Origin of the sequence: Rivularia sp. PCC 7116 (assembly GCF_000316665.1) — a bacterium.
Taxonomy (GTDB): Bacteria; Cyanobacteriota; Cyanobacteriia; order Cyanobacteriales; family Nostocaceae; genus Rivularia.
Genome location: NC_019678.1, coordinates 7,765,044 through 7,788,509 on the forward strand (window position 1 = coordinate 7,765,044; position 23,466 = coordinate 7,788,509).

The 23,466-nt window shown below is 35.8% G+C and carries 13 protein-coding genes; 5 read left to right on the forward strand and 8 right to left on the reverse strand.

What is annotated here, in order from left to right:
- Nucleotides 1–81: 81 nt before the first annotated feature.
- A complete protein-coding gene (locus RIV7116_RS34335; RefSeq protein WP_015122061.1) occupies nt 82–1,590 on the reverse strand; it encodes an energy transducer TonB in 1,509 nt (502 codons plus the stop codon).
- A gap of 413 nt (nt 1,591–2,003) precedes the next feature.
- Between RIV7116_RS34335 and RIV7116_RS29795 the strand changes: the two genes are divergently transcribed.
- From RIV7116_RS29795 to RIV7116_RS29815, 5 genes are all read left to right on the forward strand, one after another.
- The gene (locus RIV7116_RS29795; protein ID WP_015122062.1) at nt 2,004–2,657 is read left to right on the forward strand and encodes a MotA/TolQ/ExbB proton channel family protein; all 654 of its coding nucleotides are present in this window, start codon (nt 2,004–2,006) and stop codon (nt 2,655–2,657) included.
- The gene (locus RIV7116_RS29800) at nt 2,641–3,045 is read left to right on the forward strand and encodes a biopolymer transporter ExbD (RefSeq protein ID WP_015122063.1); all 405 of its coding nucleotides are present in this window, start codon (nt 2,641–2,643) and stop codon (nt 3,043–3,045) included. The genes RIV7116_RS29795 and RIV7116_RS29800 overlap by 17 nt, the downstream gene beginning before the upstream one ends.
- A gap of 125 nt (nt 3,046–3,170) precedes the next feature.
- Nucleotides 3,171–4,160 carry a helix-turn-helix transcriptional regulator gene (locus tag RIV7116_RS29805; RefSeq protein WP_015122064.1) on the forward strand — a complete coding sequence of 330 codons (990 nt, stop codon included), beginning with the start codon at nt 3,171–3,173 and terminating at the stop codon, nt 4,158–4,160.
- Between the two features lie 192 nt (nt 4,161–4,352).
- Entirely contained in the window at nt 4,353–6,986 is a 2,634-nt protein-coding gene (locus RIV7116_RS29810; protein WP_015122065.1) for a TonB-dependent receptor domain-containing protein, read from the forward strand.
- Between the two features lie 157 nt (nt 6,987–7,143).
- On the forward strand, nt 7,144–8,070 hold the full coding sequence (locus RIV7116_RS29815; protein ID WP_015122066.1) for an ABC transporter substrate-binding protein: 927 nt from the start codon (nt 7,144–7,146) through the stop codon (nt 8,068–8,070).
- Between the two features lie 364 nt (nt 8,071–8,434).
- On the opposite strand, the gene RIV7116_RS29820 is transcribed toward RIV7116_RS29815, so the two are convergent.
- The 7 genes from RIV7116_RS29820 to RIV7116_RS29845 all read right to left on the reverse strand — a co-directional run bounded on the left by RIV7116_RS29820 (nt 8,435) and on the right by RIV7116_RS29845 (nt 23,424).
- Nucleotides 8,435–9,286 (reverse strand): TVP38/TMEM64 family protein, encoded by an 852-nt coding sequence (locus tag RIV7116_RS29820; RefSeq protein ID WP_015122067.1) that lies wholly within the window; start codon nt 9,284–9,286, stop codon nt 8,435–8,437.
- A gap of 141 nt (nt 9,287–9,427) precedes the next feature.
- Nucleotides 9,428–9,796, reverse strand: coding sequence for a CHASE2 domain-containing protein (locus RIV7116_RS35380; RefSeq protein ID WP_157229349.1), 369 nt, complete (start codon nt 9,794–9,796; stop codon nt 9,428–9,430).
- Entirely contained in the window at nt 9,789–10,523 is a 735-nt protein-coding gene (locus RIV7116_RS29825) for a thioesterase II family protein (RefSeq protein ID WP_015122069.1), read from the reverse strand. The genes RIV7116_RS35380 and RIV7116_RS29825 overlap by 8 nt, the downstream gene beginning before the upstream one ends.
- A gap of 63 nt (nt 10,524–10,586) precedes the next feature.
- Nucleotides 10,587–11,780 (reverse strand): aldo/keto reductase, encoded by a 1,194-nt coding sequence (locus tag RIV7116_RS29830; protein WP_157229350.1) that lies wholly within the window; start codon nt 11,778–11,780, stop codon nt 10,587–10,589.
- A 99-nt stretch (nt 11,781–11,879) separates the two neighbouring features.
- Entirely contained in the window at nt 11,880–17,645 is a 5,766-nt protein-coding gene (locus RIV7116_RS29835) for a non-ribosomal peptide synthetase (protein ID WP_015122071.1), read from the reverse strand.
- A gap of 129 nt (nt 17,646–17,774) precedes the next feature.
- A complete protein-coding gene (locus tag RIV7116_RS29840) occupies nt 17,775–18,797 on the reverse strand; it encodes a TauD/TfdA family dioxygenase (protein ID WP_015122072.1) in 1,023 nt (340 codons plus the stop codon).
- 1 nt (nt 18,798) lies between these two features.
- Nucleotides 18,799–23,424, reverse strand: a complete 4,626-nt coding sequence (locus RIV7116_RS29845; protein WP_015122073.1) for a non-ribosomal peptide synthetase — start codon at nt 23,422–23,424, stop codon at nt 18,799–18,801.
- Nucleotides 23,425–23,466 lie beyond the last annotated feature (42 nt).

Here is a 23,466-nt window from a genome sequence, read left to right on the forward strand (position 1 = left end):
CGAAAGTATCAGTTAAGTGAGAAATTAATTGGGGATTGTTAAAAAATTTCTCACTAATATATTTCATGAAAATAGTCTTCATTATTGAAGCTCATATCTAGTAATAATAGTCACTCCTGGTCTACCATTAGAACTACTTTTTAGTTTCCATCTACGTGCTATTTTCAAATGGTGTTTATCTAATCTATCGTTTCCGCTACCACTAATCAACCGCACATTAGTAACATTACCTTGAGCATCAGCATCCACAGATACCGTTATGCTTCCTTGAATTCCTCTATTTCTAGCCCAAGATGGATAACTTCTATTGCATCTAACACAAGCTGCATTTCCATCACCGTCACCAATTGAATCACCACTACCGTCGCCCAAACCGTTACCACTTCCATTATCGGTAGTATTAGTAGGTGCAGCTGCAACATTGCCGCCCCCCATAATACGTCTTCTTCTTCTTGGAGCATCATCACTACTTTCGCCAATATTAGAAGTATCGGGTAAAGATGGTGCTGTATTATTGCTACTAATATTGGTATCTCGGCTTTCTCTAATTCCCGAAAGAGTATTTCTTAACTCTCCACTATCTTGTGGAGTTGATGCTGGCGGTTCCATCGGAGGAGTCACCGGATTTGGCAAACTTCGTGCTGTTCTTCTAGAATCCCTTTCTTGTGCAAGCAAATCTTTTAAACCTTCGTCTGGTTTGACTGCTGGTGCTTCTGGTTCGACGGGAGTCGAAAAACTCCGCGCTGTTCTTCTAGAATCTCTTTCCTGTGCGAGTAATTTTTCTAAATCTTCGTCGGGTTTGGGTGGTTCTATCGGAGGGGTGACGGGAGTGGAAAAATCCCGTGGTGTTCTTCTAGAATCTCTTTCCTGTGCGAGTAATTTTTTTAAATCTTCGTCAGGTTTGGGTGGTTCTATCGGAGGGGTGACGGGAGTGGAAAAATCCCGTGGTGTTCTTATCTCTGGTTCGGGTTCGGGTATTGGTTTTTGTTCTGGAATAACTGGCTTTTCCCTAACGGCTACGGGAGGAGCAGAAGGTAAAACAGGTGATATTGGTTCAATTGGTTTAAATTCTTTAAATGGTTTAAAGTTTGGTTTGGGAAGTGGATCTGCTTTAGGAATGGGCTGTTTTACTACGGGTGGTGCTTGAGTAATTCTGCTTTGTGCTGGTATCGGTTTGGTTAAAGATGAAGCTGGACTTCCACCACTAATTCGAGACTGACTAGGAGTGGTGTTTAAGTCGGGTTTGAATTGACTCGTGTCAATAGTTGGTTGTTTAATCTCCGGCTTTGGCTTGGGTATTGGCTCTGGTTTTTCTAGTTTCGGCTCTATCTTTTTCGGTTCTGGCTTGGGCTTTGGCTTTACTTCTTCTTTTGGTTTTGGTTCAATTTCTTCAATAGGAGTATCGAGCAAAGTAATCTCAACTGACTCATCCTCAATATCAGGCACTCTGTTTAATAAATATTTACCAATCCCCGAAGCCAACAACGCTAGATGAAATATTAAGGAGCTAGCTAAACTACAAGCTAAAAAGATTCTTAGAGCTTTCGATTCTCTTTCCCGCTGTCGTAGCGCTGTACTTGCAAAGCTCATAGTTTAAAAGTAATTGATATAGATTTGCATTAATTGCTTAGTCTAAGATAATTAAGTGTAAAAGTCAATCAATTTTTCGTAATTATTACTTAATAAAGTGTTGCAGTTATAAATTTAAATAATCCTTAAATTGCAGTTTAGATTACATTGCTAATAGCAAGTATTTAACTAATCTAGAGAATGCTATAACCACTGATAATATAAGCTTTCAAGACTTTAAGTATTCTTAATCCTAGCTTCTATCACGCTTATTGAATAAGTAAAAATCTATGTAGACTTAATTTTTGTTGATTTTCAATACTTTTAGATGATTGACATTTATTATCAATTGTTCTAAGTTGATTTGATAACTACTATCATCTGCGTCTGTAGGCGATAGCAGCAACTTTCATTAATGCATTTGAGAGCTACAAATGGGAATAAATAATCTATTCTCGGCAGGTGGGGTAGTGATGATACCACTGCTGGGGTTTTCGGTGTTGGCTTTGGGGCTGATTGTCGAGAGGATAAGTTTTTGGCTAAAGATAAATAACCGTCAGACTAAGGTAGTGCGAGATGTCTTAAATCTCTATCGTCGCAATAATGTTGTGGGTGCAATAGATGGATTGCGGAAGAACGCAGATTTACCTATAGCCCGGATGTTTCTTACTGCTTTGGAATTAGAAGAACCCACTCCAGAAGAGTTTCGTTTGGCATTAGAAAGTGAAGCCCAAGCTGAGATACCTTTACTCAAACGCTTCCAAAATATATTTGATACTATAATTTCTCTCGCGCCATTATTAGGTCTTCTCGGTACTGTATTAGGATTAATTGGTTCGTTCGCTTCTTTGGATCTTGGTGATGTGGGAGGTTCTCAAACAGCGAATGTAACGGGTGGTATTAGTGAAGCGCTGGTTTCCACGGCTGCAGGTTTGGTTGTGGCAATTTTCACGTTAATGTTTGCCAATGCATTTCGGGCAATGTACCAAAGACAAATGGCATTAATTCAAGAATACGGTGGAGAATTAGAATTGCTTTACCGTCGTAATTACGAACGAGGAATGAAAAATTATGCGTCTACCAGATGAAGCAGATGCACCAGCACAGATTAATATTGTGCCGATGATTGATGTGATATTCGCGATTTTGACATTTTTTGTGATGTCAACGCTGTTTTTAACTCGTCAAGAAGGATTGCCAGTCAATTTACCCCAAGCATCTTCCGCTAAAAAAGCAGCTCAACCAGCACGAGTTACCTTAACTGTAGATAAAGCTGGTGAATTGTTTCTAAATAAGGAACCGATTACTTTAGATAAATTGGAAGCCGGGGTAAAAGCAAAAGTTAAACCCGAACAACCTTTGATGGTGGTATTGAATGCAGATGAAGGGGTGAATCACGGGAAAATTGTCGCTGTGATGGATAAAGTACGATTGGTTAAGGGTGCGAAGTTGGCTATAGCCACTAAAAAAAAGTAATTGAATCAATCGTATTATTATCAGTTTTGTCAAGGTACCACCGAATGTAGAGACGTAGCATTGCTACGTCTTGATAAAATTTCTTTTTTTAACATTTAGATAATATCCGAATATATAAAATTAACATGACAATTACTGTCTCAAGCCATAATTGGCAAGAGTTTTGGCAAGAAGATAAGCAGCAATCTTTAAATAAGCACGAACGCATTTGGAGTTTTGCTAATAATCTAGGCAAGGGTTATCAAAAACAAATTTTTTTGCGTTCTGGTATATCTATTTATATTCATGAGTTGAAATTTTTAGATAATATTTTTGAAACTATTTCGTCTCAAAAGTTTTTACCTGAATTTGCTTTTCATATCCAAGGAAAGCGTCAGTTAGTAGATGGAAACTATCATCAAGCTGGTGACAATTTCTTTGCGATCGGACCTTGTTTAAGTGGAACTCAAGAATGGTCTGCAAATACCCAAATTCTCAAGGTTGATATACATATTGAACCATTAACTTTGGGAAGTTATTTAAGCGATTATAATCAAAAAACTCCTTGCGAATTAAATCAGCTTTTGCAAGGAAAAGACGAAAAATTTTATTTTAATTCCGGTAAAACAACACCTCAAATGCAGCTTTGTTTGCATCAAATTTTAAATTGTCCCTATCAAGGTGCGACTAGACAAATTTATTTAGAAGCTAAAGCATTAGAATTAATTGCTATGCGTTTGCAAGAAGTTGTTTCCGAGGATAATTCTCAATATGATTCGTCCGAGGTTATTAGAGCCAATGACGTTGAGCGAATTCACCAAGCTAAAGAAATTTTACGCGCTCAATTTGAGAATCCCCCTTCATTACCAGAATTAGCTCGTCAGGTTGGTTTAAATCAGCGGAAACTCAAGCAAGGATTTCGTGCTTGTTTTGGTACTACTGCTTTCGGATATTTACACGATTATCGCATGGAGCAAGCCAGACTGTTACTTACAGATACTCAAATGGGTGTAACTCAAGTGGCTCATAAGGTTGGTTATGCTAGCTTACCGTCTTTTAGTGCGGCTTTTCGCAAAAAATTCGGTATTTGTCCGCGAATTTATCTAGGGAAAGAGAAAAAAGTACCTTTGGGATAAGAAATAGTTCTTTCCGAATAAGACTTTAAGCCCTGATTTGGTGTAATGTAATTTGGAATAATTGAAAATAATTCTTAACTGTTCCAAAATTATCGTTAGCAACGCTTCGTTATTAAGTAATTGGTGCGTTACTTAAACTTGTTCAAAATCAAACCGATCCCGATATATTTTATTTCTTGTGTGAGGAAAGTAATGAAATTACACCAATTGCTGAAAATTATTATATTTACTAGTGTAATGGCAGTATGGGGAAACAATCTCGCTCAAGCTGAGGAGGTGCTTCCCTCAAGTAATTCTCGCAAGTTATCACAATCTTCACCACCAGCAAACAACAACGCAACGCAATTAATTAAGGTAACTGGTGTCAGATTAAATCAAACGGATAAGGGTGTAGAAATAATTTTAGAGACAACCTCGGCTCAAAGTTTGCAAGTTGTAAATCGCAGTCAGGGTAATGATTTTATTGCAGAAATTCCCAATGCTCAACTCAGCGTATCCCAGGGAAATGCATTTACAAAACTAAAGCCGATACAGGGAATTAGCCAGATAGAAGTAATTAATAAAGATGGTAATACTATTCAGGTAAAAGTAACGGGAGAAGCAGGTTCACCACAAGTTGAGTTATTTGATAGTAGTACGGGTTTGATTTTTGGGTTAAAACCAATAGCATCTACCGCTCAAACACCAGCTAAACCCCCGGAAACTCCACCACAACAGGAATCACAAACGCCAGAAAAACCTACCACTTCTCAAGCCGAGGAAAATAATAATCAACCAATTGAACTGGTAGTAACTGCAACTCGAACTGAGCAAGATATTCAAAAGGTACCGCGTTCAATAACTGTAATTAATCGTGCGGAAGTCGAGAAACAAACGAGATTATCGCGTAATTTAATCGAAATTCTCGGTAAATCAGTACCGGGTTTAGCACCTCCGACTCAAAGCGGTAGTAATTTTGGATTATCTTTACGGGGACGCAATACTCAAGTTTTAATTGATGGCGTTCCTCAATCTACAAGTCGCAATGCTTTCCGAGATTTGAAAACCATCGATCCTTCCGCAATTGAACGTGTGGAAGTTGTAAGAGGACCAAGTGCAATTTATGGTGATGGCGCAACTGGTGGTGTAATTAATATTATTACTAAACGTGCCGATACAGATAGATTGACTTCAAAAACAGAGTTCGGTGTAACTGCTGCTTTGGGAGAATTGGAAGAAGATAGTTTCGGTACGAATTTTCAACATACAATTTCTGTCAACGAAGACAAGGTTGATTTTACTGGCAATATTTCATTTACTAATACTGGCGTTTTTTATGATGCCGAAGGAGACAAAATTCCTACCGACCCTAACGCCCAAGGTGGTTTTGCCGATTCTCGCAGTTTGAATTTATTCGGTAAATTGGGTGTAAATTTTGACGATTATCAACGATTGCAACTGACATTTAACCGCTTCGATGAAAAGCAAGATACAGATATTGCTAGCGATCCAACTGTGAACGATCTACCGGGAACACAGAAAGCTCGGGCTATCGAAGGATTGAGTTTAGACGAACTTCCAGGAAACGAAAATACGCTGTTAAATTTACAGTACAATCACGACAATCTGTTAAATAGTAAAGTTCAGGCTCAGGCATATTATCGAAATTATCTCACCAGATTCTTCCCTTTTGATGGTCGTGCATTCGCTAGTTTGGGTAACGAAATCATTCAATCAGAAGTAGATTCGGAGAAATACGGCGCACGCTTGCAGATTGAAACGCCTTTATTTGATGGGGAAAAAGCCAAATTACTTTGGGGTGCAGATTATTTCAAGGAAGAAACATCTCAGATTGTTTCTACCTTTGATGGAGATGTGTTTGATTCGAGTGGAGGATTGGTTTTCAATAAAGTAAACGAACGGACTTGGGTTCCACCTCTGGATTTAAGCAGTTTGGGTTTATTTGCTCAGTTAAATTTGAATGTTGGCAAAAAACTAGTTTTAAACGGTGGTGTACGTTACGAAAACTCCGATGTCAGCGTTGATGATTTCAGTACTTTAGCCAATCCCGATGTAAATATAGAGGGTGGCGATCTCGATTTTGATGCAACTCTATTTAACGTCGGAGCAGTATACTCAATTACTGATAACGTCAGTGTATTTGCTAACTTCTCTCAAGGGTTCTCTCTCTCAGATATTGGTTTAGCACTCCGCAACGCGCCACCAGGGTTTACTGTAGAATCCTTAAGTCCAGAACCTCAGAAAGTAGATAATTATGAAATTGGTTTGCGAGGAAGATGGAATAAAGTCCAAGCATCATTATCAGCTTTTTACAACGAATCAGAATTAGGTACTACCTTCACAGCCACAGGAACGGTAATCCGCGCACCAGAAAGAATATATGGTGTAGAAGCAGCCATAGACGTAAAACCAAGTCCCAGATTTGCTTTGGGTGGAACTCTTACCTTAACTGGTGGTGAAATCGATATTAATGATGATGGTAACTACGGTGCTTTAGATGGATTTCGGATTCCTCCATTAAAGCTGACGGCTTATGTGGAGAATGAAACTTTACCAGGATGGAGCAATCGTTTGCAAGCTTTATTTTCCGGAGAGCGAGACTTGTTTGCAGATAATACTCGTTTTGGTAGAAGACCTGTAGATAGTTATTTTGTATTAGATTACATTAGTAGCATTAAAATGGGAGCGGGAACTTTACAAATTGGCGTTGAGAATCTTTTGGATAATCAATATTTTCCCGTAGTTTCTCAATTACAGGCAAGCAATAGCTCTTTTAGTGCTGCTAGAGGGAGAACTTTGAGCCTTAGATATTCAGTGGATTGGTAAAAATATGTTTGTAGTTGCGCTACTCTTCGAGAAAACTATGTCCTATTGTACAGGCCGAGCCGCACGCGATGCGGGAACCCTAAGGTTTACAGCGCTAAAAATAAGAATTAACGCTAAAGCGTAACTACTAACTTAAAACTAATAGGAGAACAACCCAATGAAAAAACACAGCAGACGCTTTTTTATAACTGCGGCAATGATGTCTGTTTTAACAGTTGCTTGCGGGAATAAATCTAATACTTCTCCAGAAACAAATCAATCTAATTCAATTAAAACAGCATCTCGAATCGTCGTTTTAGAATGGGTATATGTCGAGAATTTACTAGCATTAGGAATTCAACCTGTTGGAATAGCAGATATTAAAGGTTATAAAAATTTCGTTAATATAAAACCGCAGTTAGCAGACAGCGTAGTAGATGTAGGTACGCGAGCAGAACCCAGTTTAGAAGCTATAGCAAAACTAAAACCAGATTTAATTTTAGGAGTAGAACAAAGACATCAAGAAACTTATAATTTACTTACTTCTATTGCTCCAACATTTTTATTTAATCCCTACCCTTCTGCAAAAAATGCCAATCAATTAGACGAAATGCAGCAGACTTTCCTGAAAATTGCTAAAACCGTAAACCGTGAGGATAAGGGAAAGTCAGTATTAAATGAAATGCAGCAAACTTTCGATAAAGCTCAAAAACAAATTAGTAACTTAAAGTTAGCTCAAAATAAATTTATTTTGGCACAATTAGGCGATAGCGGCCCGCAAATGCGATTATTTAGCGATAATGCAATGGCCGTACAAATTTTAAATAAAATTGGTTTAGAAAACGCTTGGCAAGGTACATTCGATATTTTTGGATTTAATACAGTTTGGGTAGAAGCGTTACCAAAAGTAGAAGATGTAAATTTTATTTATATCAGCGCAGATAATAATATTTACTGGCAGAATTTACAAAATAATCCGGTTTGGAAAGGATTAAAATTCGTCGAGCAAAATCGAGTTTATCCGATTGAAGCAGATACTTGGGTATTTGGAGGTCCGCTTTCGGCACAGTTATTAGTAGAGAAAGTTGTAGCGGCTTTGAGTTAGAGTTGTAAGTCAAGCTGGGATAAAAATAGACTTGTTATTTTTAAAATTCAATTACCAAGCACGGGTATTGTGCTAACCAAGTGATTCTTCTCTATATCTCCACAAATATCTGTAACCCTTGAAACTAATTTAATAGAGAAATTAATAATATAATTTCTCATCTAACTCATAATAAATTAATTTAAAACTTTTAACCCTTAAATTTTTACACAGGGTTAACCCAAAAAAAACGCATCCGTATTATCTATTTGTGAGGCATTTATTGCATTTTCTGGATATGCTTTTCCTTTACTACGGGATGTAGAGAAAATTATTCCAGATTGCGATGTTGAATAGCAAATTACACCAACCACACCGAAAATCCTTAAGTCTGATTCCGTTTCCGATTTAACCATCCCGTCAGCAAAGCCAAACCAAACATACCCAACATAGCAAGTCCGAGCATCCACTTTCCTTGAGTGAATACACCCGCACCCAAAGCAACAATCGGAGGTGTCGAAACTACTATCCCTAAAATCAAAGCTGGCATAAATTTATGCCAAGGCATTTCCGTAAGTCCGACAGCGTAGCAGACAAAATCAAATAATCCTGTCATCAAAAACCCAGCTACTAAAAAGATATTATCTTCAAGATGCTTCGATGCAAGATTATCAACCTTATCTATAAACCTTTCCCCGACAAGCCTTTGGACAATTTTACGACCAAAACGTTTAGCAATATAAAAATTTAAACAACAAGCAGCAAAATCGGCGATGAAAATTACAAAGATTCCTTTCCAAAAGCCGAACAAAGTACCTGATAAAACAGAATAAGCCGTGCTGGGAATTGCCGGAATTACAATGCTCACCGTTCGCAGCAATAATAAAGCAATCGGTGCCCAAATTCCTAATTTATCAACATTGGCGCGAATTTGCTCAATTCCAACTTGATTTACAAAGGTTATTGCTGCCACAAGAGTAATTCCGACACAAAAAAAGCCAACAATTTTAAGCCATTTTCTGCGTCGGGATGGGGACTTTAGTTTGTTTTGATTGGTTTGAATGGCTTCGGTATCCGATGGATAATAAAGTTCGTCTTTGAGAATCCAGCCCGTTTCTTGTTGTAGATAAGCATGGGTACTCATACCAAGCTCTTTGGCTGAAGCTGCAACAGCTTGATAATCAAGCCCTAACAATTCACAAAGCTCGCGCTGACTGATTCCATTTCTTTCCTGCATAGATTGAGGATAGAATTTACATTAATATTACTATTATTATAATTAGTTGACCTATATCTATAACCTTTAACCTGTATTACTGCTAATTACCGACTAAAATAAATGGTGACCAGTAGTAAGGATGCTTATATTGAGGATTTTCTAGCAGAGATAATGGGCTTTACTTACGTTTGTTTGAGTAAGAATACGGTAAAATTGCGTCATCATTTCAATGTGGATTTGTCTCTTACCGACCACAAGGTTGCAATGGTGACTGCTGTAGGAAGTTAGAAACGAATCTTTGATGCTTTCGGGTGTTGCACCTATAAGAGCTATCCGCGATTCTAATGTTTGGGGAGGTATGCGGTTAGCTAGTAAATATGTAATAGAAAAAGTTTGAAACTGCGCTTTTGTACCATGATAACTAAGGAGAATTTGATATCCTCCCGTTTTCGCACGGATATAATTACCGTCGTTAGGCTGTAAAGGTTTAAATACGGTTTTTCCTAACTGAATGTGACACTCACTCAACTTCAGTTGAAGAATTAGCAGCTAGAGTATTTGTGCAACTCGCGAGCAAAAATTGATTTAGATATTCAAGTAACTGCGATTGAGCAGAATGTATAAAAAAATGGTCGCCTTGGAACATTTTGAGTAAGAAAGTACTCTTTGTCTGTTTAGCCCAAGCCTCCAGTTCATCTATATTAGCTTCAGAATCGGATAAGCCACCAAAAGCAGTAATAGGACATTCTAAAGGTGGTAATGCTTGATGAGTATAGGTTTCGAGAACTTCAAAATCTGCCCGTAAAATAGGCAGGAATAATTCCATTAATTCTCTATTTTGCAATATTTCTTGAGAAGTACCGTTAAGACGATGCAGTTGGGCAAGAAACTCTGGATCTGGTAAGGAATAAATTGGAGGCTTTTTAGAAATAATTTGTGGAGCGCGATGGGCAGAAACAAATAAGTGAACTGGGTTTAGACTATATTTATTACGAAGGAAATGAGCAAGTTCAAAGCTTACTAATGCACCCATACTATGACCAAATAAAGCAAATGGCCGATCTAACTTTGGTAAAATATTTTGGGCTATTGTCTCTACAAGTGGTTTAATTCGAGTAAATGGAGTTTCTTTTAAAAGAGTTCCTCTTCCTGGGAGTTCTATAGCACAAACTTCTACATTTGCGGGTAAATGATTTGACCAGGAACGATAATTTAAAGCCCTACCGCCAGCATAAGGAAAACAGAACAAACGCATGGAAACTTCAGATAATGTTTAATTACAATGCAACCAGTAATTATATTTTAATAATGTCATAAATTAACTCACTTTCAAACCCAAAATTTTTTTAATGTCGTGCAATATTGCCTTTAATCTACTATGTTTAATGCTTTCGAGCCATTGACTATTTGTAATCAGAAATTCTTCAAAAGTTTTTCTATCTAAAGTAGGAATAGTTTTTAGCATTAAGTTTTCTTCAATATGCTGTACAGTTTTCATGCCAACAAGAGCGCAGAGAAGAGAGGGTGCGCTACGAGTAAATTGGAGGGCACGTTGGCAGTCTGTTAAGTTTTCGCCCAAATCTTTGGCAAGATTAGCAGGAATTTGACCAACGAAGCGCGTTTGAGATAAAGATTTGCTGGCTATGGGTAGAATATTAAGCCGATCGCAAGTTTCTAAAATAGTTAGTTCCTCTCCATCTAATGTTTGATTTTTCATTAGCAGAGCTTCTGACATTGCGAGGTTAAGAGGAAGTTGAATAAACTTAAATCTGTCTTGTTTTGTACCTGCGGCTTCTTTTGCTAAGTTTTTTATTTTTGTTAAATTCAAATGAAGAGTGGATTTAGGAGATAAGCGAAAACCCTCCCAAGTAGCAATTCCGTAAGCAGAAATTTTTCCTGCATCAGCGGCTTTTTCTAGTACCTCAAAAGCGGATTTTAAACGAGCATAAAATTTATCTCGTGTCATGGAGATAAGTTGTCGTTCTGGGTTATGGATAAAGTAGATATCAATTGTTTCGAGTCCCAAGTTTGTCAAGCTGCGATTGAGTTGTTCTTGGATAAATTGCGGATGTATACAATATCTTTTCCCGACTAAATCGGTCATTTGAACATCATATTTACCTTCCTCGACATACTCTTTATAGAATGATTTTCTTCTACTATTTTTTGGATAGGGAAGAATACCTCCTTTACTTGTAATAACAAGTTCGTCTCTTGAAGCTTGTTGTAATTCGATAAGTTGACTAATACCTTTTCCTATACTACGTTCTCCTTCTTGATGGCGATAGCTAATAGCTGTATCTATTAGGTTAACTCCTCTACGTACTGATTCAACTACAGCATTTTCAACTAAAGTATTGGTTTGTTCATCAGTTTTTCCGAGACAGGTTCCTAAACCGATTGAACTAATTAACAAATCATCAGCAGTGCGAAAATAGGTCGCATCGTAATGCTTTTGGTGCTTTTCTTTATAACCTTGGGTTCCTTGTGGTGTTGCTTTTCCTAAAATCATGATGATATTTATTAAAGAGTCAAGATATTGAAGTGGGTATGCCAAGTTTTGATTTTTGAATTTAATTTCTAAATTCAGCAATTAAATTCACCTATAACTTTAATGATTAATCAGTTGTTGAGGAGCATCTAAAAAACCATTATCTATCAACCAAGAAAAATAAGTTGAAAGTAGTTTTTCATCTGCTACCGCACAAGTTATTGATGTACTTACTAATTGATTAAGAGTATTGTTAAAATTGTCTGGCGCATGTGATGAATTTAATGAATCTAAAAGGTCAATATTCTTTGAAGTATTTTTTTCTTTATCGATAAAGAAAGGTATGAGAGGATATAGTGGATTATCTGTAGAAATTTCAGATAAATTGTGAAGTTTTGCTTGCCATTGTTTACTAGACATTTTTTGCAAAGGATAGCCTTCATTGCGAATCCATTCAAATAATTTGGCGGAGTTAATCGGCTGGGGATTAGATAAATGGAAGATGTGATTTAATGATTTTGATTTTTCTTGTTGTGATAAGTAAACAATGGCTTTAGCTATATAATCTACAGGAGTCATATCTACTATTGAATTTACCTCGGGAAAGCATTCTAATTGAATAAAGCCCCGAATCATTCTAATTAAGCGATCGTTGATGTTCGTAACGCCATTTTTACTGTCCCCCGATACTCTTCCTAGTCTATAAATAGAAACGGGCATCCCTCTGGAATGAGCCTGGGAAATCAACTTTTCGGAAACCCATTTTGTTTGAGGATAGCCGCCAGTTGGAACTTTTGAATACTTGAATTTGTCAAGTTGGGAAATTTTTGTGATTTGAGAATGTTCTGTGGAAGTCAAAACGCTGAGAGTCGAAATATAGTGTACGGGTTTCAGTTTGATTTGACTTGCTAATCTCAAGACTTCTTGAGTACCACCTACATTACTAGCTTCAAGCATCGAGTAGGGATAAACAAGATTAGTTACTGCACCATTGTGATAGATAATATCCAGTTTGTCAGCTAATTCTTGGAATTCTGCCTTAGTTAATCCCAAATACGGTTGAGATAAGTCTCCCACAATGGGGATAATTCTATCATTAAAAGATTCTTGCCAAAGTAAGTATTTTTTGAGATTATTTATCAGTTTATTTTTAGCTGGCTCTTGATTAGTAACACGAACTAAACAATAAACATTTGCTTGTTTGTTTTGCAATAGTTCATAAAGTAAAAATGCTCCGAGAAAACCAGTGGATCCAGTTAAGAAAATATGCTGGAAATTGGTAGAATATTCAAATCTTGTAGAATCTGGATGAATGCTGGAATCTAAAGTTGCTTTGGTGTTTAAAGTTTGTATAATTTCTGTTTGAGTTGTTGACTCCGGAATGTATTTAGATTGACAGCAACTTATTATTTCTTGTAATTTTTCAATAAAACTATTCGCCAAATTTTCGATTGTTTGTTGACAATGAATTGCTTTACTATAAGTCCAATCTAGTTTTAGCTCACCATTGGTTACAATTCCATTAATATCAATTAAGTGACTCCGATTTCCCTGTAAACTACGACTAATACCTTTTGATTCTGCTGCTGGGGTAAACAATGATGATTCAGCTTGCTGTTGGTCAAATTGACCTAGATAATTGAATTTAACTTCGCCTGTATGGGAATGCAGTTTGAGTTGAGAATCACTCATATATCGTAGTAAACCGTATCCAATTCCACGTTCGGGTATTGAGCGCAGTTTTTTCTTAACTGCTAATAAAATATCTTCTGTTTGGGAACGATCTTCGGTTTCAAGCAAGACAGGAAAGACGGTGGTAAACCAACCGACTGTACGGGATAAGTTCGCATCGGGAAAAAGTTCTTCTCTTCCGTGCCCCTCCAAGTCAATAGTTAATGTTTGCTTACCTGTCCATTGATTGAAAGCTTGTAGTAGTGCAGTTAAAAGAACATCATTGATTTGAGTCTGATATATTGCTGGTACTTTCTGTAAAAGTTCTTGAGTATCTATTGCACTTAGTTTTACTGATATAGTTTCAGCTTCAGCTATGGTATTTTTACCATTAGAAAAGTCTACTGGTAGAGAAGTGAGTTGTGTTTGTGAAGAGTTTTGCCAGTATTCTAACTCTTTTTGTAGTTTAGGCGATCGCGCATATTCTTTGAGTTTTTCTGCCCATTTTTTGAAAGAAGTGGTTTTGGCTGGTAGTTTTACGACTTCACCTTGAGTTAGTTGCTGGTAAACTTGTTGAAAATCTGAAAGTAATATTCGCCATGAAACTCCATCTACTACTAGATGATGAATTGCAATTAACAAGCGCGATGGTTGTTCTGCACCTAGGTTAAATAAAGCTACTCTAATTAAAGGACCATCAGATAAGTTTAAACTTTTTTGTAATTTGGTTGCTGCTACGGAGATTTCTGCTGTTTGTTCGTCGGGTGTTTTACTGCTTAAATTAATGCGTGTAAATGGTATTGTTTCTGATGGAAGAGTGTTAATTTGCTGCCAACCAGATTCGTTGTAATCAAAACGCAGACGTAAAGCATCGTGCTGTTCGATTATATGCTGCAATGCTTGCTCTAAAATGACTGGGTTAAGAGTTTGCTTTACTTGGAATAAAAACGATTGATTCCAGTGGTGGGAATTAGCAAAGTTCTGCTCAAAAAACCAGTTTTGAATTGGTGTTAAAGGTACTTCACCAGTTACCAATCCTTGTTCTGCATTAATGACGTAATTAGTTTGTGTTTGCTCTAATAAAAGTGCTAATTCAGCGATAGTGGGTTTTTCAAATAGCTGTTTGGGAGTAATTTGCAAACCTGCTTGATTGGCTTTGGCTATGATTTGCATACTAAGGATAGAATCTCCACCCAATTCAAAGAAGTTATCATTAATTCCGACTTGATTAACTCCAAGAATTTGAACCCAAAGTTCTGTTAATTTTTCTTCTACCAGATTACGAGGTGCAACAAAAGTTGTGGATGATAATCCTTGAGTGGTGGGATTTGGTAAAGCTGCGCGATTTATTTTTCCATTGGGTGTTAAAGGTAAAGCCTGCATCTGCACAAAGGTATTTGGTACCATGTACTCTGGTAAATGCTGTTGCAAAAAGTGACGCAGATCATCAGTAGTAACTGTCCGTGTGAAATCAGCTACTGTATATGCAATTAAGCGCTTGTTACCCGATTTATCTTCTTTTGCTATGACTACGGTTTCTTTGATTGCTGGATGTTTAAGCAGTGTTGTTTCTATTTCTCCTAATTCAATGCGATATCCATGAATTTTTACTTGATGGTCAACTCGTCCAATAAATTCAATATTTCCATTGCTTAAATAGCGAGCTATATCCCCAGTTTTATATAATTTTTCTGAAAGTAAGAATGGATTAGAGATAAACTTTTTATTGGTCAATTCTGGTCTGTTGAAATAACCTCTTGTAACTCCTGCACCCCCAATATATAATTCACCAGGAGTCCCAACAGGAACGGGTTGCAAATTGGTATCTAATAGGTAAATTTTGATATTAGGAAGAGGACGACCAATAGGAACTGTTTTTGATTTTTGATTATCGCTATATAATTTTGAATCTACTTGATAAACTGATGCTCCAACAGTTGTTTCTGTAGGACCGTAATGATTAAATATTTGGCAGTTACGAGCAAAGCTTTGTAATTGTTCAATTAACTTCCAACTAGAAACTTCACCGCCTAAAATCAAACATTGTTTTGGTAAAATTTGTTCTGGATGGGAAGATGTTAATAAGGCTTTGAGGTGGGTAGGAACAATTTTTAAACAGTCGATAGAATGCCGAGCAAAATATTCTGCGAATGCTTCTGGGTGAGAAGCTGTTGGTTGTGAAATGATATGCAAGCAAGCTCCCGAAGCCAAAGCAGGAAATATAATTGTATTACCTAAATCTGCTGAAAAAGTAGAAACTGTTGCAAAGCTATGACATCTTTCTAAATTAAGCTTTTGCGTAACAGCATAATAATAATTAAGAAGTTGTTGATGTTCAACAGCAACTGCTTTAGGTTTACCAGTTGAGCCAGAAGTAAATAGCAAATAAACTAGATTGTTTAGTCTAACTTCACTGCTCGGATTATCTTGTTTTTCATTACTAATAGCCTCTGCATCTTTATCCAGCGATATTATTTGTAGAGTCTCTTGAGAAAGATTAGCTGATAGTTGTTGCTGAGTTATAACTATATTTATATCAGCATCTTGTAAGCGGAAGATTAAACTGTCTCTTGGTAATGTCGAATCTAAAGATAAGTATGCTGCACCTGCTTTGAGAATACCTAATAGCGATATGATAAATAACGGCGATCGCTCTAAATAAATTCCCACAACTGTCTCTGGCTTTACTCCCAATTTTTGTAAATATCGAGCAAGTTGATTAGCACGATTATTTAATTGAGCGTATGTTAATTGTTCATTTTCAAATACAATGGCTATTTTATTTGGTTGAATTTTTACTTGCTGTTCAAATAACTGATGAATACATTTATCTTGAGGATAATTTTTGTCCGTATTGTTAAAATCAAATAATAGTTGTTGTCTTTGTTGAATGCTAAGAATATTGAAAGAATCTATTGGAGATTCCGGTTTCTGGATTACTTCTGCGATTAAATTTTGGAGTTGTAAAAGTAAAGACTGAATATCTGTTACTGAAAATAAACTTTGGTCGTAATGAATTTGCGCTAATAAGCTATTTGTTTGATGAACTATTTTAAGTTTTGCTTTGAATCTTTCTAAGTATGATAATTTCTGATGAATGGAAAATGCAGTTTCATTTCCATAATATTTACTTTGCTGTTGTTCGTATTCAAAGCAGCAAGAAAAGAACGGAAGCTGATTTTTGTTACTCTTTAATCTTTCAAGCTGTGTAGTAGTAAAATATTCCTGCCATTTTTCAGCTTCATCTATATTTTGATTTATACAGGGTAATAAGTCACTAAATTTTAAATTATTTTCTAAGTCATAACTAATTGGTAAATAATTAGCAAATAAACCGATAGCAGATTGTAATTCTTCATATTTTCTACCGTAAAAAAGATTACCAATAATTATTTCTGCTTGTCCTGTAATTCGCCAAAGTAAAATTTGCCAGCAGGTAAGAAAAAATGTAGAAATAGAGATATTATATTGTTGTGCTAATACTTCGATATTTTTAAATAAATCTAAATTCAATTCCCAATTTAAAAATTGAGGATGAAAATCAGTTTCTGGATTATTTATTTTTTCTAGAGGTAAATTTATATTGAATAAATTAAAATCACAAGATTTCTGCCAATATTCTATTCCTAATTTAGCTTCTTCTTGTTCAATAGTTTCGTTTTGCCATTCTGCAATATCTGCATATTGTAATGGTTCTTCTAGGCTTTCTTCTATCTGATTACCGATTGCATAATAATGACTAATTTCTTTAGTTAGATTATTAATCGTAGTTGTGTCAGCACAAAGAGTCGGTAGACTAATAGCTAATATATGTCGAATCGGTGAAATAGTAATGATGGAAGCATATAAAAGTGAATCTTGTTCAAAATCTAAACTTAATTGATTCAATTCAGATATAATAAGCTGAATTTTTTCTTGCTGTTGTTCAGCTTCTAAACTACTTATATCTTGATAATCAATTGATGGTATAACATCATCATTTATTACCTGAAGAGGTATTGTCATTCCAGATAAACAACGAAAAGTAGTACGGAGGATTTCATATTTATTGATTACTTTTTCTAAGGATATTTCTAAACTTTTGAAATCAAGATTTCCCTCAATCAGAACTGTCCAATATACGCGATTGGGTAAACTGCTATCAATTTGTTGTAATGACCAGATATATTTTTGTTGAGGAGAAAGTTTAAATCCTTCAATTGTTGGCTTATTCATAATAATTATCCATTAGTTTTAGATATTTTGGTTAGAATTTAAGATTCAAACAGCTTGTAAAATTTGAATTTATTATTTGTTGATTTATTCTGAAGTTTATCTAATTAAAGTATTATTGAAATAATAAATTTAAGCCATGCCAACTACAACCTTTCGAGAACCTGTAAATGGTTTGCGTCCATGTGCTGCTAATATATTATCTAGTAACAAGATATCGCCTTCTTGCCAGGGAAAGATGATTGATTCTTGTTGATATACTTCTCTAATTTCTGCTAATACTGCTGCTTCAATTGGAGAACCATCACCGTAATAAGCATTTCGTGGTAATTCTGATTCTTTATAGTTTTTAAAAAGACTTTCACGAACATTAGAGTCTAAATTTGAGATGTGAAATAAATGAGCTTGATTAAACCAAACTGCTTCTCCTGTTTGAGGATGTTCAACTACTGCACTACAAATTTGACGGGTTTGCAAGGAATCTTCGTCTTTCCATTCAAAGTCAATTCCAGCGCGATTACAGTAGTTTTCAACTTCTATTTTTTCAGTGGTTTGAAATACATTTTGCCAAGTTAAATCTAGATTATTACCATAATTCCTAACGTACATTACTTTTTTTTGAATAAATAAATCTTTAGTTTGATTGGAAACATGTTGAAAAACTTTGCGACTATCAGCAATTGGTGTTTCTCCTCCCTGTTGTGCTTTTTGCAGACAATAAAAAGCAATTTTTTGTGGATAATTTCGGGAGTATGACATCTCATTATGTAATGGGATGGATTGAGTAGCAGGATATTCTGTAGAAGTGTAGATATTACCACTTACTTGAGTTCTAGGTGTGGAACGATAAGAGTATTGCAGCAAATCTCCTGCAATTGTTTTGATAAAATCTGCAAATTCAGAAATATCATTTACTTTAAAGTTACGGAATAAAATTCCTCCATGTTGTAGTAATTTGTTCTCAATAAACTCTTTTTGACTTTTAGCCCAATTTACTAGACTTAATTCCTCGACGTTAGGTGTAATTATTAAAGGAAGTGAACTTTCAGAATTTAATAAATTTAGCTTAGTTAATTGTTCTTGTGAAATACTGATGGTTTTGCGTCTAGATGCTAATTTTTTGATATTAGGCTTATTTATTTTTGGCTGAGTCATATTAGTTATTGCGGATAGCCTTACGTTTGGTTAATTTTAAAGTTTTTATTCCTGTTTTTGCGGTTTCTTTTTCTGCTAATTCTTTGATTTTATTTGTTCTCTTGGTTAGTTCTTCCACTATGTTTTCGTTCTCATGAATTTCTAATGGATTAATAGCCATTATTGAGAGAATATTGGTGTAATAATTACCAATATCTTGAGCTTGCTCGTAGGATAATTTTTGAGGGTCGCATTCTAAAAATAATTTGACATCAGAAGAAATCAAATCTAAACTAAATTGTGCAAGTAGAACAAATTCTTTTATTGCAAAACCTTTGATATCTAAAACCTCTAATTCGCTGGATTTTTGTAAATTTTGATAGCGATGAAAATGGGTGAAATTAAAAGAAGTTTCAAATAAATTTTCTCCACCCAGGTCTTTTTTTATTTGGGACATAGGATACCAGCGATAGGGAAGCAACTCTTGTTCTAATTCAAAGGTTTGTTTTACTAAATCTATCCACGAACCGCTATTGAAACTGACACGAAATGGTAAAGTATTGAGGAAAAGTCCTAACACGCGATCGCCATCTTTAGTTTCTGCTCTACCATTAGTTGAAAGTCCGGTAATTACGTCTGATTTACCACTAAGTAAACCGATGGCTTTTAAGTGTGCGGTGAGTAATACACTTTTTAACGGAACGGTAGCAGACTTTGCTAAGTCTTTCAATCCTTGAGATACTTTCTCAGAAATTGCTACATCTATAATTAAGTTTTCTGGTGTGTGATTATTTGCATTTGAAAAACGCCAGCGTGGTATTTCGCTTTGAATGGCTCCTGTTAGTTTTTGTAACCAGTATTGACGATTATCAGTTGAATTAATTGCTTTTTGCTGTAAAGCAACAAAATCTCGAAAAGTAATTGTTGGTGGTGAAATAGAATAGTTTTGTTTGTTGATTAAAGAGAAGTATTCTTCAAACAATTCACTCAACATTAAAGCTAAACTCCATCCATCAAGAATCGCGTGGTGGAAAGTAAGAGTAAACTGAAATGTTTCTGGAGTAGTTTGATGAATTTTTAACCGCAGCAGTGGTGGTTGTGCCCAGTCAAATTTATGCTGTTTTTCTGTTTCTAAAAATTCTGCGATTATTTGTTTTTGCTTTGATTCAGAAAGATGATGTAAGTCTTCAAAATGTAAAATAACAGATACTTTTTGCCCAATAATCTGTAAAGGTTGACTGAAATCTCCTAAATTAAAACAAGTACGCAGTATAGGATGACGATTTACTAAATTATCAACGGCTGTTTGTAAGTTTTTTAATTGTAATACTGCTTTTAAGTGGAAACTAGAGACATTATGATAAATATTAGCATTAGGATTATATTTACTGTAAAAAAGCATTCCCATTTGCATTGTTGTTAGGGGATATGCATCTTCCACAGTTTCAGATAATTTTGCTCGATCTGCTGCGGTAATTAAACTGAATGCCCGATTGGATTGATAATTGAGATTAATCGATTTTTTCTGAGTGAGATTTTTAGCTAACTCTTCAATAGTTTGATGTTTAAATATTTCTTGGATAGATAAATCGAAACCACGTTCCCGTACTTGAGAACAAACTTGAATACTGCGAATAGAGTCGCCACCTAAAGCAAAAAAGTTATCGTATATGCCTATTTCTTCTACTTTTAATACCTTACTCCAAATTTCAGCTAAAGTTTTTTCTTTAGTTGTTCTAGGAGCAAGATAATTTTCTTTTAATTCCGGTCGGCTGGTATCGGGTATTGGTAAGACTCGACGATTTACTTTACCATTGGGGGTTAGAGGTAATTTTTCTAGAAATACGAAATTTCCAGGAATCATATAATCTGGTAATTTATGCTGGAGAATTGTACGTAGTTCGTTGATGGTTGGTGTTTGTTTTTCAGGAACGACATAAGCGACTAAGCGCTTATTGTTTAGATCATCTTCTCTAACCATTACAATGGCTTGACTTACTGCTGAATTTTGAGTCAATACCGCTTCTATTTCTCCTAATTCTATGCGAAAACCTCGTAGTTTTACCTGGTGGTCAATACGACTGATGAACTCAATATTACCATCTGCTTGATAACGTACTAAATCCCCTGTTTTGTAAAGATATGATTCTGAATTCTTATCAAAGGGATTGGGAATAAATTTCTCATTTGTTAACTCAGATTGATGTCGATAGCCACGAGATAAACCATCACCTCCAATATAGAGTTCCCCATTAACTCCTATAGGTACTGGTTGTTGATATTTATCTAAAATATAGGTTTGGGTATTAGCAATTGGACGACCAATAGGAACAGTTTTTTCCTTTTCTTTAAGTAGATGGATGGTAGACCAAATAGTTGCTTCCGTCGGACCATATAAATTCCAAACTGAACTACCATTCTTTTGTAATTCTGCTGCTAGTCTTGGGGATAAAGCTTCACCACCGCAAAGAACTTTTAATTTTTTATTACCACTCCATCCTGCTTCTAATAACATTCCCCATGTAGATGGAGTTGCTTGCATGATTGTGACTTTTTCTGTCTCTAATTTATTGAGTAATTGAATTCCGTCTCTAGCAGTTTGACTGCTGACAATTACTACTTTTGCTCCTACCATCAAAGGCAGAAAAAGTTCTAATCCAGCTATATCAAATGATAAAGTTGTCACTGCAAGGAGAATATCTTTCTCTGTGATTCCAGGGTTAGAACTTAGGGAATAAAGAAAGTTAACTACATTGCGATGATTAATTTGTACACCCTTCGGCTTACCTGTGGAACCAGAAGTGTAAATTATATAAGCCAAGTTCTCAGCTTTTAGATCGCATGGGAGATGATTTTGATTTTCTTGAACATTCGCTTTCCAATCTCCATCTAGACAAACTACCTCAGCTTGATGAGATGGTAGCTTTGTTTGTAAATGCTGCTGTGTGAGCAACACCGGTACTTGAGCATCCGACAGCATAAAATCCAAACGTTCTTGTGGATAGTCTGGATCTAACGGTACATAAGCTCCACCAGCTTTGAGAATTCCCAATATCCCCACTACCATTAAAATTGATCTTTCTACACAAATACCAACTGGTACTTCTGGTTTTACACCTAGTTTTTGTAAATAGGATGCTAACTGATTTGCTTGTTTATCAAGTTGTGTATAAGTTAACTTTTCGTTGTCAAAAACTACTGCTACAGCATTACTGCATCGCGCAACTTGTGCTTCAAATAATTCATGGATACATTGGTTGTGAGGATAATCAACTTGTGTAGAATTCCAATCTATTAATAGCTGATATCGCTCGGTTTCACTGAGCATTGGTAATGCTTTTAACTGTTCTTGGGGATGTGCTACCATTGCAGCGATTAGAGTCTTGAGATGTCCTAACATCCGCTTGATGACCGTAGTATCAAAATAGTGCTCTTCATACATAATAGTCAGTGATAACTCTGTGTCTGGAACTACCATAACTGTTATCGGATAGTTCGTTGCACTAATCCCAGAGACATCGTTAATAGTCAAATCTGCAATTTGCTCGCGAGAACCGGTGAAAGGATAGTTCTCAAACACCAAAATACTTTCAAATAAAGGTAGTCCCTGCGGTATATCGCTCCATTTCTGCACGTCTACTAACCGACAATATTCGTACTCACGCAATTCTGCTTGTCGAGATTGAAGTTCTCGTAGCCAGGGTAGCAATCTTTTTTCACCATCCACATTCCATCTTAGAGGTAAAGTATTAATGAATACTCCTATCATCGATTCGCTACCCTCTAGCGCTGGTGGACGACCGGAGGAAGTAATGCCAAATATGACATTTTCTTCACTGCTATAGCGACTTAAAAGTAAAGCCCATGCACCTTGAATTATCGTATTTATTGTTAGTTGAGATTTCCTTGCGAAAGATTGTAAATCTGCTGTGAGTATCTTTGATAATTTGATGTTTTCTTCGGCATAAACTGCTTGTTTATCTATTACATCACCAATATATTTTTTCACACCCAAAGGTGTAGTAGTCTCTACTCCTTTAAGATAATTCTGCCAAAACTTTTCTGCTTGAGACTGGTTTTGCTGGCTTAACCAGGTAATATACTTTTTGTAAGCAGATGGTGGTTTTAAATACAAATTTTTACCCTTACACAAAGCTTGATAAAATTCAAAAACTTCTTGTATTACTAAAGCACGAGACCAACCATCTGAGATTAAATGATAGTTAGTCCAGATAAATTCGTATTCGTCATCGCTCAATTGTATTAATGTTAACCGCATCAAAGGAGCTTGAGACAGTTCAAAACCACGCTGTCTATCTGTACGAGCGAAAGCTTTTAATTGCTGTTTTTGTAAAGTTTGAGAAGTATTTCGCCAGTCTAGTTTTTCTAATGGTAATTTTACGTTTTTGCTAACAACTTGCAGTGGTTTTTCTAGCTCTTCCCAGTAAAAAGCTGTACGTAATATGCTATGTCTAGCTAAAATTTGCTGCCACGCTTGTTCAAATGCGCCAAAATTTAAATTACCCTGAATGGAAATACTCATTTGTTGGCAGTATACTCCTGACTCAGCGTTATAAAGTATATGAAATAACAATCCCTGCTGTATGGGTGAAAGTTCGTATATATCTTCAATATTATTTGTTTGCATAAGAAGAGGATAAAGAGTTTTTTTTTAATTTTATTTTTAAAC